Below are 13,479 nucleotides of genomic sequence, written 5' to 3' on the forward strand. Positions count from 1 at the left end.
TTGCTTTGGGACACAACACACCAACCGTTTAGGGGTCGATCATGTATCAACATCATAACTGGCAGGGTGCATTACTGGATTATCCCGTCAGCAAAGTGGTTTGCGTGGGCAGCAACTATGCGAAACATATTCAGGAGATGGGCAGCGCGACGCCAGAAGAGCCCGTGTTGTTCATTAAGCCAGAAACCGCGCTTTGCGATATCCGCCAGCCGCTGGCGCTGCCGCAAGGGCTGGGTTCGGTGCATCATGAAGTGGAGCTGGCGGTGCTGATTGGCGCGACGCTGCGCCAGGCCTCCGAAGAGCATGTGCAAAAAGCCATCGCCGGTTACGGCGTGGCGCTGGATCTGACGCTGCGTGAGGTACAGGGCAAGCTGAAGAAAGCAGGTCAGCCGTGGGAAAAAGCCAAAGGCTTTGATAATGCCTGCCCGATCTCGGGCTTTATTCCGGTCGGTGAGTTTACTGGCGATCCACAGAACACGCCTCTCAGCCTGAAAGTGAACGGTGAGATCCGCCAGCAGGGCACCACGGCAGACATGATCCACAAGATCGTGCCGCTGATTGCCTATATGAGCCGCTTCTTTACCCTGAAACCGGGTGATGTGATCCTGACCGGTACGCCAGAAGGTGTCGGTCCCCTCAACGGTGGTGATGAGCTTGAGGTGAGTTTTAACGGCCTCTCGCTGAAAACCCGTGTGCTGTAAACGCATTTTGCCGCCTTCAGGGCGGCAAAACTTGCATCAACGTGCCAGACTCGTTATAAGGTGCGCTTTCTTTTGACGTGTGGACATCCTGATGAACGACATCCCTTTCTGGCAACGCAAAACTCTCGACGAAATGACAGACGTGGAGTGGGAGTCGTTATGTGACGGCTGCGGGCAGTGCTGCCTGCATAAGCTGATGGATGAAGACACTGACGAAATCTATTTCACCAACGTTGCCTGTAAGCAGTTGAACATTAAAACCTGCCAGTGCCGCAACTACGAGCGCCGCTTCGAGTTTGAGCCGGACTGCATTAAGTTAACCCGTGAGAACCTGCCGACGTTTGAATGGCTGCCGCATACCTGCGCGTATCGCCTGCTGGCGGAAGGGAAAGATCTGCCGACATGGCACCCCTTGCTGACCGGCTCTAAAGCGGCCATGCACGGCGAGCGTATCTCGGTACGCCACATCGCGGTGAAAGAGTCCGAGGTGCGGGACTGGGAAGACCACATTATGAATCACCCGACCCGGTGATAGAGAAAAACCCGCCGAGGCGGGTTTTTATTGTTGTGCGGCCTGATGCCCTCACCCCAACTCTCTCCCACGGGAGAGGGCGCAAAAACTAAAAACGGCAACTCTCGTTGCCGTTTTGCTTTTATCTTCCGAACAGATCGCGCTTCTTCGGCTTAAACGGCTGAGCAATCAGCACCAGCAGTGCCACAACGAAGTAGGCAACAAAAATACCCACCAGCCACTGCGGCATCTCCAGCGTCAGGAATTCCCACTGACGTACAGAGCAGTCACCGGATGCGACAAACACCTGCGGCAGCCATTTGTCCAGCGGCAACCAGCTCGGGAAGCGGGCGGCGAAATCACAGGTCATAAACGGTGATGGATGTAGCTGCATCATGGTGTGCTGCCAGGAAAGCTCAATCCCTTTCCAGGCGCTGTACAGCCAGACAGCGATAGCGGCATACCGGAGCGGTGTTTTAGGTGCAATCGCACCCAACAGACCGGCGCCCATGATGCCGAACAGCGCACAGCGCTCATAGATACAGAGTACGCAGGGTTTTAGCCCCATCACATGCTGGAACCACAGCGCGACCATTTCCAGCGCAAAGGCGGTCAGGGCCATTAACAACCACGCTCCGCGACCGCGGGAGCACTGGTTTAAAAATCTCAACATAATCATTTCCCTGGAACATGCTTAGAAAGCGCAGTGTAAACGAATTTTAATGCGCCGCAAGTATACCCGCTTGTATCAGCCATTGCGTACAGGGAATGAGGGTAATTTTGACGCAAAGCAATCCCACAAGCGTAAGCACCAGCGTATAGGGCAGCGCCATCCACACCATTCTTCCATAAGAAAGACGTATGAGTGGCGCGAGGGCAGAGGTCAGCAGGAACAGGAAAGCGGCCTGTCCGTTTGGCGTCGCCACCGACGGCAGGTTGGTGCCGGTATTAATGGCCACCGCCAGCAGCTCGAACTGGCCGGCGTTGATAATGCCTTCTTCCATCGCGGCTTTGGCTTCGTTGATGTAGACCGTGCCGACAAAAACGTTGTCGGAGATGGACGACAGCAGGCCGTTGAACAGATAGAAGAGCGTCAGCTGGGCGTCGGGCGCCGCCTGAAGTACAAAAGTAATAATCGGGGCGAACAGGTGTTGGTCGATAATCACCGCCACCACCGCAAAGAAGACCGCCAGCAATGCGGTAAACGGCAGGGCTTCGGTAAAGGCTTTACCGATCGCATGCTCGTCCGTTACCCCGCTAAAGGTCGTCGCAAGAATAATGACTGAGAGACCAATCAATCCGACTTCAGCAAGATGCAATGCCAGCGCGGCGATAAGCCAGATACCGATGATGCCCTGCGCAATCAGACGTAGCGTCTCCTGACGCGTGCGCTGCGTACGGTTCTGCTCGTCAAATTTATGCAGCTCCTGGCGAACCGGCTCAGGCAGCTGCGCACCGTAGCCGAAGACGTTGAATTTCTCGACCAGAATGCAGGTTGCTAGCCCGCAGACGAACACGGGCACGCTGACGGGGGCCATGCGCAGGAAAAACTCGCCGAAATGCCACTCAGCGGCTTTGGCGATGATCAGGTTTTGCGGCTCACCTACCATGGTCATCACGCCACCTAATGCGGTACCGACGCCCGCATGCATCATCAGGCTGCGCAGAAACGCGCGGAACTGTTCCAGCACCTCACGGTTATGCGCTTCGACGTGACTGTCGTCCTGCAAGTCTTCGCCCGGACGGGACGAGGCCACGCGGTGATAAATACCATAAAACCCGACCGCGACACTGATGACCACCGCCACGACGGTCAGCGCATCCAGGAAGGCCGAAAGAAATGCGGCAGCAAGGCAGAACGCCAGCGACAGCACCGTTTTAGACGGAATGCTGAGCAACAGGCGGGTGAAGATAAACAGCAGCAGCTGTTTCATAAAGTAGATACCGGCCACCATGAAGATCAGCAGCAGCAGCACTTCAAGATTGGAAGCCAGCTCGGCTTTGACATGCTCTGCGCTCGTCATGCCGATAACCACGGCTTCAAAAGCCAGCAAACCGCCTGGTAGCAGGGGATAGCATTTCAGCGCCATGGCCAGGGTGAAGATAAACTCCGCCACCAGCAGCCAGCCGGCGACGAACGGAGAGACACTAAAAATAATGGGGTTAACAACCAGGAAAACCAGAAGTATCAGTTTGTACCAGTCAGGAGACTGGCCTAAAAAATTGCGCCACAGCGCGCGTCCAAAAGAAATTTCCACAACAGACGTCCTTCCCCGTCAGGTAAAACAAAACATCAGTATACGCAAAAATCGTGGCCGGGAGGCGGATAAGACTGCAGTGTAAATTTCACAAAAATAAAACAGCGATCCCTCTTTTCTCTCTTTCACGCGCTACCTGCCTCTGCGTGCCTCTGGTATGATGAGTGCAATTTGCAAAAGCTGTGTAATGGAAATCTCACTATGGTCATTAAGGCGCAGAGCCCGGCGGGTTTCGCGGAAGAGTACATCATTGAAAGCATCTGGAATAATCGCTTCCCTGCGGGATCCATTCTTCCGGCTGAACGCGAACTCTCTGAACTGATTGGCGTCACTCGCACCACGCTGCGTGAAGTGCTTCAGCGACTGGCGCGCGATGGCTGGTTGACGATCCAGCACGGTAAGCCAACGAAAGTAAACAACTTCTGGGAAACCTCCGGGCTGAACATTCTTGAAACGCTGGCGCGTCTCGATCATGAAAGCGTGCCGCAGTTGATTGATAATCTGCTCTCGGTGCGTACCAACATTGCGACAATCTTTATTCGTACCGCTTTTCGTCAGCATCCGGAAGATGCGCTGCAGGTGCTCGCCAGCGCAAACGAAGTGGAAGATCACGCGGATGCCTTTGCCACGCTCGATTACAACGTCTTCCGCGGACTGGCGTTTGCCTCCGGTAACCCGGTGTACGGTCTGATCCTGAACGGCATGAAAGGGCTGTATACCCGTATTGGTCGCCACTACTTTGCCAACCCTGAAGCGCGCAGTCTGGCGCTGGGCTTCTACCATAAGCTCAGCAAACTCTGTACCGAAGGCCTGCACGATCAGGTGTATGAAACGGTGCGCCGCTACGGCCATGATTCCGGTGAAATCTGGCACCGGATGCAGAAAACACTGCCGGGCGATTTAGCGATTCAGAGTCGCTGAAATAAAAAACCTCTCAGGTGAGAGGTTTTTTTTCGCCCGGTGGTGCTTCGCTTACCGGGCCTTCAAAACCCGTAGGCCGGGTAAGGCGTAGCCGCCACCCGGCAAAAAACATTACAGCGTATTCAACCGCGCCGGGCAACGTTCCAGCAGCTCCACGCTGCCATCTTCATTCTGCTGCTCCAGCAGCACATCAAAGCCCCACAGGCGATGCACATGCTTCAGCACCTCTTTGCGGCCTTTGTCCAGCGGCGCCCGGTTATGCGGAATATAGCGCAGCGTCAGGGAACGATCGCCGCGTAAATCCACATTCCAGACCTGAATATTGGGTTCAAGGTTGCTCAGGTTGTACTGGGAGGAGAGGCGAGAGCGGATCTCACGGTAGCCTTCCTCGTTATGGATCGCCGAAATCTCCAGGTAGTTATTGCGGTCATCGTCCAGCACGGTGAAGAAGCGGAAATCACGCATAATCTTCGGCGACATAAACTGGCTGATGAAGCTCTCATCCTTAAAGTCACGCATCGCGAAATGCAGTGTTTCCAGCCAGTCAGAGCCGGCGATGTCCGGGAACCAGTACTTATCTTCTTCCGTTGGCGACTGGCAGATGCGTTTAATGTCCTGGAACATTGCAAAGCCAAGCGCATACGGGTTTATGCCGCTATACCATGGGCTGTTGTAAGGCGGCTGGAACACCACGTTCGTATGGCTGTGCAGGAACTCCATCATGAACCGCTCGGTGACTTTCCCTTCGTCATACAGATGGTTAAGAATGGTGTAATGCCAGAAAGTCGCCCAGCCTTCATTCATCACCTGGGTCTGTTTCTGCGGATAGAAATACTGGCTGACCTTACGCACGATGCGCAGGATCTCACGCTGCCACGGCTCCAGCAGCGGCGCGTTTTTCTCCATAAAATAGAGCAGATTTTCCTGCGGTTCAGACGGGTAGCGACGCGCTTCAGCAACCGCTTTCTCTTCTTCACGTTTCGGCAGGGTGCGCCACAGCATATTTACCTGGCTTTGCAGATACTCTTCGCGGCTTTTCTGCCGCGCTTTCTCCTCCTGCAGGGAGATTTTCTGCGGACGTTTGTAACGATCAACGCCGTAGTTCATCAGCGCGTGACAGGAGTCGAGCAGTTTCTCCACTTCGTCCACGCCGTAGCGCTCTTCGCAGTCGGTAATGTACTTACGCGCGAAGATCAGGTAATCGACAATCGAGCTGGCATCGGTCCAGCTGCGGAACAGGTAATTATTCTTGAAGAACGAGTTATGCCCGTAGCAGGCATGCGCCATCACCAGCGCCTGCATGGTTATGGTGTTCTCTTCCATCAGGTAGGCGATACACGGGTTGGAGTTGATCACTATCTCATACGCAAGACCCTGCTGGCCGTGCTTATATAAACGCTCCGTTTCAATGAATTTTTTACCAAACGACCAGTGCGGATAGTTAATCGGCATCCCGACGCTGGAGTAGGCGTCCATCATCTGCTCGGACGTAATGACTTCAATCTGATGGGGATAGGTATCAAGACGATACAGTTTTGCCACCCGATCGATTTCGGCGAGATAGACATCCAGCAACTCGAAGGTCCAGTCGGGTCCATCGCTCAGACGTGTGTTGTCCTTGTTCAGGGAATCAATAGTAGCCATTAGCGCGCCCTCGTTGTGGGAGCTCTCTCTGTGTGGAGAGCCTCCTGATAAGCATAGATCACCGTGTTAAAAAGCGTGCTGGAGCAGAAATTTTTTCTTTGCGATTTCCCGTTTTTGATGCGGCAAAAAAAGCGGTCTTCACAGAATTTTATACTGGTTAAAAATAACGCGCAGCAGGAGATCCCAAATTCACCTCATCCCCTGATGCTGGGGGATGTGTGAGGCAAGTCACCATAAAAAAGTCGTATGTTGAATAATATTTTCAACTAGGTTATCAATCTGTAATTAGAAGATTGTTCTTTTGCACATATGGAGTGGCTATGCGTGTTGTCATACTGGGAAGTGGTGTCGTTGGCGTAACCAGCGCCTGGTATTTAAGTCAGGCGGGACATGATGTGACTGTTATCGATCGTGAGTCAGGGCCTGCGCTGGAAACCAGTGCGGCGAACGCCGGACAGATCTCGCCGGGTTATGCCGCGCCGTGGGCGGCCCCCGGCATTCCGCTGAAGGCGATTAAGTGGATGTTCCAGCGCCATGCGCCGCTGGCGATCAGCCTCGACGGCACCCAGTTCCAGCTGAAGTGGATGTGGCAGATGCTGCGCAACTGCGACACCCGTCACTACATGGAAAACAAAGGTCGGATGGTGCGTCTGGCGGAATACAGCCGTGACTGCCTGAAAGCCTTGCGCGCCTCCACCGGTATTGAGTACGAAGGTCGCCAGGGCGGCACGCTGCAGTTGTTCCGTACGGCGCAACAGTATGAAAACGCCACCCGTGATATTGCCGTGCTGGAAGATGCGGGCGTACCGTATCAACTGCTTGAAGCCAGCCAGCTTGGGCAGGTTGAACCGGCGCTGGCGGAAGTGTCGCACAAGCTGACGGGCGGCCTGCGTCTACCGAATGATGAAACCGGCGACTGCCAGCTCTTTACCCAGCGTCTGGCACAGATGTGTGAGCAGGCGGGGGTGAAATTCCGCTTTAATACTGCGGTCGATAAACTGCTCTCTGAAGGCGGCAGTATCTACGGTGTGAAGTGTGGCGATGAGGTCATTAAAGCGGATGCCTACGTTATGGCGTTTGGCTCATACTCCACCGCGATGCTGAAGGGCATTCTCGACATTCCGGTTTACCCGCTGAAGGGCTACTCCCTGACCATTCCGGTAAAAGAGGACAGCGGGGCACCAGTTTCCACCATTCTGGATGAAACCTACAAAATCGCCATTACCCGCTTTGATAACCGCATCCGCGTTGGCGGGATGGCGGAGATTGTCGGCTTTAACACCGAGCTGCTGAAGCCGCGCCGTGAAACGCTGGAGATGGTGGTGGGCGACCTGTTCCCGCGCGGCGGTTTTGTCGAGCAGGCAACCTTCTGGACCGGACTGCGGCCAATGACGCCAGACGGCACGCCAATTGTGGGTCGTACGCCGTTCAAAAACCTGTGGACCAATACCGGTCACGGTACGCTGGGCTGGACAATGGCCTGCGGCTCTGGCCAGCTGCTTAGCGATTTGATTTCCGGGCGCACGCCGGCAATTCCGTTTGACGATTTAAGTGCCGCACGCTATCAATCGGGGTTTACCCCTTCGCGTCCACAGCACCTGCACGGCGCGCATAACTAAGGAGTTGTCATGTCCCGTCCTGTTCTGGCTCAGCTCGATTTGCAGGCCCTGAAGGATAACCTGCAAATTGTTCGCCGGGCGGCGCCAGGTTCACGCGTCTGGTCGGTAGTGAAAGCCAATGCCTACGGCCACGGTATCGATCGTATCTGGAGTGCGCTCAGCGCCACCGACGGTTTTGCGTTACTGAATCTGGAAGAGGCCATTCTGCTGCGCGAGCGCGGCTGGAAAGGGCCTATTCTGTTGCTTGAGGGATTCTTCCACGCCGACGATCTGCCGCTGCTGGATAAGTACCGGCTGACCACCAGCGTGCACAGCAACTGGCAAATTAAAGCGATTCAGGATGCAAAACTGCATGCGCCGCTGGATATTTATCTCAAGGTGAACAGCGGTATGAACCGCCTGGGCTTCCAGCCCGAGCGGGTCCATACGGTATGGCAACAGCTGCGCGCCCTGAAGAACGTGGGCGAAATGACCTTGATGGCGCATTTTGCCGATGCGGAGAAACCGGACGGCATTGCCGATGCGATGGTGCGCATTGAGCAGGCGGCAGAAGGGCTGGATTGCCCCCGTTCGCTCTCCAACTCAGCGGCCACGCTGTGGCATCCTGAGGCGCATTATAACTGGGTGCGTCCGGGCATTGTCCTTTATGGCGCCTCTCCCTCAGGCCAGTGGCAGGATATCGCCAACAGCGGCCTGAAGCCGGTGATGACCCTGCGCAGCGAAATCATCGGTGTGCAGACGCTGAAGGCCGGCGACACGGTGGGCTACGGCAGCCGTTACCGGGCGACGGGCGAGCAACGGATTGGTATTGTGGCGGGCGGTTATGCTGACGGCTACCCGCGCATTGCGCCGAGCGGCACGCCAGTCTGGGTAGACGGGGTGCGTACGGGAACGGTGGGTACTGTCTCCATGGATATGCTGGCCGTTGATCTCACGCCATGTCCGCAGGCAGGCATTGGTTCCCCGGTCGAGCTGTGGGGTAACGAAGTCAAAATTGATGACGTGGCTGCTGCGGCGGGGACGGTAGGGTATGAACTGATGTGCGCGCTGGCACCAAGAGTGCCGGTTGTGACGGTGTAACGTACGTATCTGCCGGGTGGCGCTAACGCTTACCCGGCAAAACCACTACTCCACGTCCTCTTCCATCGGCCGCAAACCGACTTTCCGCACCGCGTTATCTTCTTTCTCTGCTACGGTCCAGATCATCCCGGCAAACTCCACCTGGTCACCCACAACCGGGGCCGCACCAAGGCGCTGCTGGATGATTTCGCCCAGCGTTTGCTGGTTATCGTCGCCTTCAGCACCTTCGTCCAGCCCATAAATCAGGGCCACATCCGCAAACCTGGCGCTGGCTTCCAGAATAAAATCGCCGAAGAAACGCTGATCCAGCGCCACTGGAGGCGACTGGCTGAACAGTTTACCCAGGGCGGGCAGGTCGCGCTCGCGGCCAATCACACACAGAATATCGCCTTCGCGTAGCCGGGTGCTGCCGGTAGGGTGCAGCAGGACATTATCGCGGAACAGGGCGGCAATACGCGTATCGGCTGGCATATGCAAATCACGCAGCGACGCCCCCACACACCATTTATCGGCGCTGAGCTGGTAGACAAACTGTTCCCACGGGTTTTCCGGGTGAATATCCAGCCCCACGCGAGACACCGGCCAGCCCACGGGAGGAACCACCACTTTGGCTTTTTTCGCCGCCCACCCGAGCGAGGTTCCCTGGAACAGCAGCGAGATCAGCACCACGAAGAAGGCGACATTAAAGAACAGCCGCGCGTTGTCCAGACCGGCCATCATCGGGAAGACGGCCAGGATAATGGGCACCGCGCCGCGCAGCCCCACCCAACTGATAAAGACGCGTTCGCGCAGGTTGAAGCCGCGAAACGGCAGCAGACCGGCAAACACCGACAGGGGACGGGCGAAGAAGATCATCCATGCCGATAAAATCAGTGCCGGAACGGCAATCGGCAGCAGGTCTGACGGCGTCACCAGCAGACCCAGCACCAGGAACATCCCGATTTGCGCCAGCCAGGCCAGTCCGTCGAAGTTCTGCAAAATGGCGTGACGGTTACGAATAGGGCGATTGCCCAGCAGGAAGCCGCAGAGATAAACCGCGAGGATCCCGCTGCCGTTCAGCGCAGTGGTGACGGCAAAAATCAGAATGCCGCCGCTCAGGGCAAGCAGCGGATACAGCCCCGAAGGCAGCGATATCCGGTTGATCGTCTGCTGAAGCAGGTAACCCCCGGCAAGGCCGAGCGCAATCCCCAGGCCGAACTGCTGCAGGATATGCAGGGCAAACATCCAACTTAAGCCCGTTTCATGCTGCTGGATCATCTCTATCAGCGTGATGGTGAGAAATACCGCCATCGGATCGTTACTGCCGGATTCAATCTCAAGCGTGGAGCCGACGCGTTCGTTCAACCCTTTGCCTCCCAGCAGGGAAAACACCGCCGCCGCGTCGGTTGAGCCGACAATCGCGCCAATCAGTAAACCTTCCATCAGATCGAGATGGAACAGCCACGCCGCCATCATACCGGTCAGACCGGAGGTAATTAACACCCCGACCGTCGCCAGCGACAGGGCGGGCCCCAGCGCAACGCGAAATGAGCTCGCCTGGGTGCGCATCCCGCCGTCGAGCAGGATCACCGCCAGCGCAAGGTTACTGATCATGTAAGCGAAAGGGTAGTTATCGAAAGGGATACCGCCGATACCATCGACACCCGCCAGCATGCCGATGGCAAGGAAAATAACAAGAATAGGTATGCCGAGACGCGATGAAAATGAACTTAATAAAATACTACAGGTTACGAGCACAGAACCCAGAATGAAAAGACTGATTATCGCTGTGGCATCCAATGTTGTCTTACTCCCACCTCAATGTTAATGCTGTTACTAAAACCCTAACATATTAACGACGCAAACAGCGGTTTATTGAGGGGGATTAACGGCTTTTTTATGCCTTTAAGACCGGATGACCCCCAATCGTTAACCGACTGCCCGTTTCATCATGCTTCAGGGTGGCCTGCGCGCCTAACGCCAGGGTGACGGTTTGCTGCTCGTGGCCGAAGTCCAGCCCGGTAATAACAGGAATATCAAGGCGTGAGCGGATGAAATCGACCATCGTTTCCAGCGAGTATCCTGCGTCATAGTCATTCGGCGCGGCACCGGTAAAACTACCAAGAATAACCGCGGACTGACGTTCCAGAATACCGGCATAATACAGCTGCAATAACATGCGCTCGACGCGGAACGGATGTTCATTGATATCTTCCAGCACCAGAATGCCGTCGTCAATTTGCGGCAGCCATGGCGTTCCGATGAGCGACACCAGCATTGCCAGATTTCCGCCCCAGAGTTGTCCTTCACACGACCAGTGCGGCCCGTTGCCCTGCCACTCAACGCTGTAGGTCGGGTTTTTCAGAGCGCGCCAGAAGTGTTCCACCGTAAATGGGTCAAGCTCGGGTGCTCCGAAATTACCGGCCAGCATCGGGCCGCTGAAGGTCACCACGTTATGCAGCGCGAGCAGCCCGAGCTGGATTACGGTAAAGTCGCTGTGGCCGCAGATAAGCAAGGGATCCTGCTGCTGACGCTTCGCCAGCCCTTGCCAGTCAATACTCTCCAGCAACCGGCTCGCACCATAGCCGCCGCGCACCGCCAGCACGATGTTGTTCTCACCCTGCAGGTTCACCAGGCTGTTGATATCATTCAGCCTTTGCGCTTCCGTACCGGCAAATCGCTGCTGGCGGCGGGGGATAATTGTCTGATTTTCTACCGGGTAGCCGAGTTCCAGTAAGCGCTCAACGCCCCGCTGTGCCGCCTCCTGGTTGATGCAGTACCCGGACGGCGCGATAAGATGAAACTGAGACATGGCAATTCCTTGCTGAATGAGAATCTAATTGTCTATATCATGCCGCTTATACGTTGCCTGCTTCAAGGGCGATGACCGGCTATAAGGATAGATGACGTGAAATTGAGATGGTTTGCTTTTTTGATTGTGTTGCTGGCTGGCTGTAGTTCAAAACATGACTATCAAAACCCGGCATGGAACCCGGAAGTACCTGTGAAACGGGCCATGCAGTGGATGCCGATCAGCGAACAGGCGGGCAAAGCCTGGGGTGTCAGCCCGCGGCTGATCACGGCGATCATTGCCGTGGAATCCGGCGGTAACCCAACGCTTGTCAGCAAATCCAATGCCGTGGGGTTAATGCAGCTTAAGGCCTCAACTGCCGGCAGAGAGGTCTATCGCTATATGGGCTGGAGCGGTCAGCCGTCAACCAGCGAGCTGAAAAACCCGGAACGTAACATCTCCATGGGCACGGCTTATTTGAGTATACTGGAACACGGCGTGCTGAAGGGAATCGAGGATCCTGAAGTGATGCAGTATGCGCTGGTGGTCTCTTACGTGAACGGCGCGGGTGCGCTGCTCAGGACGTTCTCATCGGACCGTAAAGAGGCGATAGAAGAGATTAACGGCATGGACAAAGACGAGTTCTTTGAACACGTAGTGAAAAATCATCCGGCACCACAGGCTCCGCGTTATATCTGGAAAGTACAGAAAGCGATGGATGCCATGTAATGCCGTTGTCGGGCGGCCAGCGTGCTGCCCGGCTTCTGTCACAACACTTTATTCGCCCGCTCCCGCGCTTCTCGCTCAAGAGAATAGATAATCCGTTGCAGTTCGCGCTCTGCGCCCGGCCCGACGTTCAGGAAGCGGAAGCTCAGACGTGGCGTGACGATCGTTTCATTTTTGCTGTCGACCACCTTACGCTCGCTGATGGCAATCAGCTGCGCATCAAAGTAAAAACGCCCCCAGCCTCCCATATCCAGTTCGATTTGGGTAAATCGCATGCCTTCTACCAGTCCGTCAGGCTTTGGCGTATCCATCAGCGCACCCATGCCGCCCAGGGAGAGGTCAAACAGGCGAAAGCGGATCTCTTTTTTGTCCGGCATTTTGGCCTTACCAAAATAGGCAGGGTGCAGCGGGGCACTGATACGAAAATATTCACGGCGCTGAACAAACCAGAGGTTGGCCGGCAGCGGGGTGACAAACGCCGGAAGACCGCCGAATTCGCTCAGCTCCAGGCGCGGCAGGACAAATTCCACTTTTGCGCCGTGCGTTTCTGCCATCACCGAGATTTTCTCCGCCCGCAGCGCGGCGCGGTTTTCATGCTCCTGACTGCCCAGGTCGATGACCAGCCTCTCTGCAGACGCATCCAGGATCTTGCTGATGAACTGATTGTTTGACCAGCTGATGCGCAGCGGCACCTCGCCTTTTTGCAGGTCACGCAATACCCCTAATACAGCCAGCGGATTTTGCTTCAGGAACTGCTCACTGTAATTACTCACGCCGGATGGCTCCTTGATAAATGACAGACTGTCTCTGCGTTATCGGCAGCGTGAAACGAAACTTAATACAAACCGGTGAGTTTTTTTCGCAGTACAGAGAAGTTAAGTCGGTGAGATGAAATCGGTTTTACCGTGATGACCTATACTTAAGTTACCTGCGCGGAAGGTTTTCTGCGCATGCGTTAAACCTGCAAGAGGGCATCGCTATGGGTATTATCGCGTGGATCATCTTTGGTCTTATTGCCGGGGCTATCGCTAAACTCATCATGCCGGGAAATGATGGCGGCGGCTTTATATTGACCTGTGTGCTCGGTGTTGTTGGTGCGGTTGTCGGCGGCTGGCTGGCGACGATGTTTGGCTTTGGCGGCAGCATCAGTGGATTCGACCTGCACAGTTTCCTTGTGGCTGTGGTGGGCGCCATTGTTGTTCTGGGCATATTCAGGTTACTCAGACGGGCATAGATAACCCAAAACGGC

Annotated in this window: 12 protein-coding genes and 2 pseudogenes; 8 read left to right on the forward strand and 6 right to left on the reverse strand. The window is 55.5% G+C overall.

The annotated features are described in order from the left end of the window. Positions 1 to 41: 41 nt before the first annotated feature. Both ACTJJI_RS13050 and ACTJJI_RS13055 read left to right on the forward strand, forming a co-directional pair. Complete coding sequence (locus ACTJJI_RS13050) at positions 42 to 701, forward strand: fumarylacetoacetate hydrolase family protein (RefSeq protein WP_014832354.1); 660 nt, start codon at positions 42 to 44, stop codon at positions 699 to 701. A 91-nt stretch (positions 702 to 792) separates the two neighbouring features. Continuing rightward, positions 793 to 1,233, forward strand: a complete 441-nt coding sequence (locus ACTJJI_RS13055) for a YcgN family cysteine cluster protein (RefSeq protein ID WP_014832353.1) — start codon at positions 793 to 795, stop codon at positions 1,231 to 1,233. Positions 1,234 to 1,354: 121 nt separating this feature from the next. Here ACTJJI_RS13055 and dsbB read toward each other — a convergent pair whose 3' ends face one another. Next, positions 1,355 to 1,885: a disulfide bond formation protein DsbB gene (dsbB, locus tag ACTJJI_RS13060; RefSeq protein ID WP_014832352.1), complete on the reverse strand. Its 531-nt coding sequence runs from the start codon at positions 1,883 to 1,885 to the stop codon at positions 1,355 to 1,357. A 46-nt stretch (positions 1,886 to 1,931) separates the two neighbouring features. Beyond that, positions 1,932 to 3,470, reverse strand: a complete 1,539-nt coding sequence (gene nhaB, locus ACTJJI_RS13065) for a Na(+)/H(+) antiporter NhaB (RefSeq protein WP_047360887.1) — start codon at positions 3,468 to 3,470, stop codon at positions 1,932 to 1,934. A gap of 201 nt (positions 3,471 to 3,671) precedes the next feature. On the opposite strand from nhaB, the gene fadR reads away from it, so the two are divergent. Further along, positions 3,672 to 4,391: a fatty acid metabolism transcriptional regulator FadR gene (gene fadR / locus ACTJJI_RS13070; RefSeq protein WP_014832350.1), complete on the forward strand. Its 720-nt coding sequence runs from the start codon at positions 3,672 to 3,674 to the stop codon at positions 4,389 to 4,391. Positions 4,392 to 4,502: 111 nt separating this feature from the next. On the opposite strand, the gene ACTJJI_RS13075 is transcribed toward fadR, so the two are convergent. After that, on the reverse strand, positions 4,503 to 6,035 hold the full coding sequence (locus ACTJJI_RS13075) for a SpoVR family protein (RefSeq protein WP_014832349.1): 1,533 nt from the start codon (positions 6,033 to 6,035) through the stop codon (positions 4,503 to 4,505). 320 nt (positions 6,036 to 6,355) lie between these two features. On the opposite strand from ACTJJI_RS13075, the gene ACTJJI_RS13080 reads away from it, so the two are divergent. The 3 genes and pseudogenes from ACTJJI_RS13080 to ACTJJI_RS13090 form a co-directional block, all read left to right on the forward strand. Then, positions 6,356 to 7,654, forward strand: a complete 1,299-nt coding sequence (locus ACTJJI_RS13080) for a D-amino acid dehydrogenase (RefSeq protein ID WP_096927416.1) — start codon at positions 6,356 to 6,358, stop codon at positions 7,652 to 7,654. Positions 7,655 to 7,663: 9 nt separating this feature from the next. Further along, positions 7,664 to 8,734 (forward strand): catabolic alanine racemase DadX, encoded by a 1,071-nt coding sequence (gene dadX / locus ACTJJI_RS13085; protein WP_013096156.1) that lies wholly within the window; start codon positions 7,664 to 7,666, stop codon positions 8,732 to 8,734. A gap of 9 nt (positions 8,735 to 8,743) precedes the next feature. After that, positions 8,744 to 8,848 (forward strand): annotated as a pseudogene (locus tag ACTJJI_RS13090) (hypothetical protein); the annotation flags it as partial. Here ACTJJI_RS13090 and ACTJJI_RS13095 read toward each other — a convergent pair. Next, positions 8,801 to 10,513: pseudogene (locus tag ACTJJI_RS13095) on the reverse strand (potassium/proton antiporter); the annotation flags it as partial. The pseudogenes ACTJJI_RS13090 and ACTJJI_RS13095 sit on opposite strands and share 48 nt — an antisense overlap. 97 nt (positions 10,514 to 10,610) lie before the next feature. Continuing rightward, positions 10,611 to 11,525, reverse strand: coding sequence for a muramoyltetrapeptide carboxypeptidase (gene ldcA / locus ACTJJI_RS13100; protein WP_047360886.1), 915 nt, complete (start codon positions 11,523 to 11,525; stop codon positions 10,611 to 10,613). Positions 11,526 to 11,621: 96 nt separating this feature from the next. Between ldcA and emtA the strand changes: the two genes are divergently transcribed. Further along, positions 11,622 to 12,233 carry a membrane-bound lytic murein transglycosylase EmtA gene (gene emtA / locus ACTJJI_RS13105; RefSeq protein ID WP_014832345.1) on the forward strand — a complete coding sequence of 204 codons (612 nt, stop codon included), beginning with the start codon at positions 11,622 to 11,624 and terminating at the stop codon, positions 12,231 to 12,233. A gap of 38 nt (positions 12,234 to 12,271) precedes the next feature. Here the strand turns inward: emtA and ycgR are convergent, their stop codons facing one another. Next, a complete protein-coding gene (ycgR, locus tag ACTJJI_RS13110; RefSeq protein ID WP_014832344.1) occupies positions 12,272 to 13,003 on the reverse strand; it encodes a flagellar brake protein YcgR in 732 nt (243 codons plus the stop codon). Positions 13,004 to 13,209: 206 nt separating this feature from the next. Here ycgR and ACTJJI_RS13115 point away from each other — a divergent pair, with 206 nt between their 5' ends. Further along, a complete protein-coding gene (locus ACTJJI_RS13115) occupies positions 13,210 to 13,464 on the forward strand; it encodes a GlsB/YeaQ/YmgE family stress response membrane protein (RefSeq protein WP_010432765.1) in 255 nt (84 codons plus the stop codon). Positions 13,465 to 13,479 lie beyond the last annotated feature (15 nt).

The organism is Enterobacter sp. 22466 (assembly GCF_052044775.1).
GTDB lineage: Bacteria > Pseudomonadota > Gammaproteobacteria > Enterobacterales > Enterobacteriaceae > Enterobacter > Enterobacter dissolvens.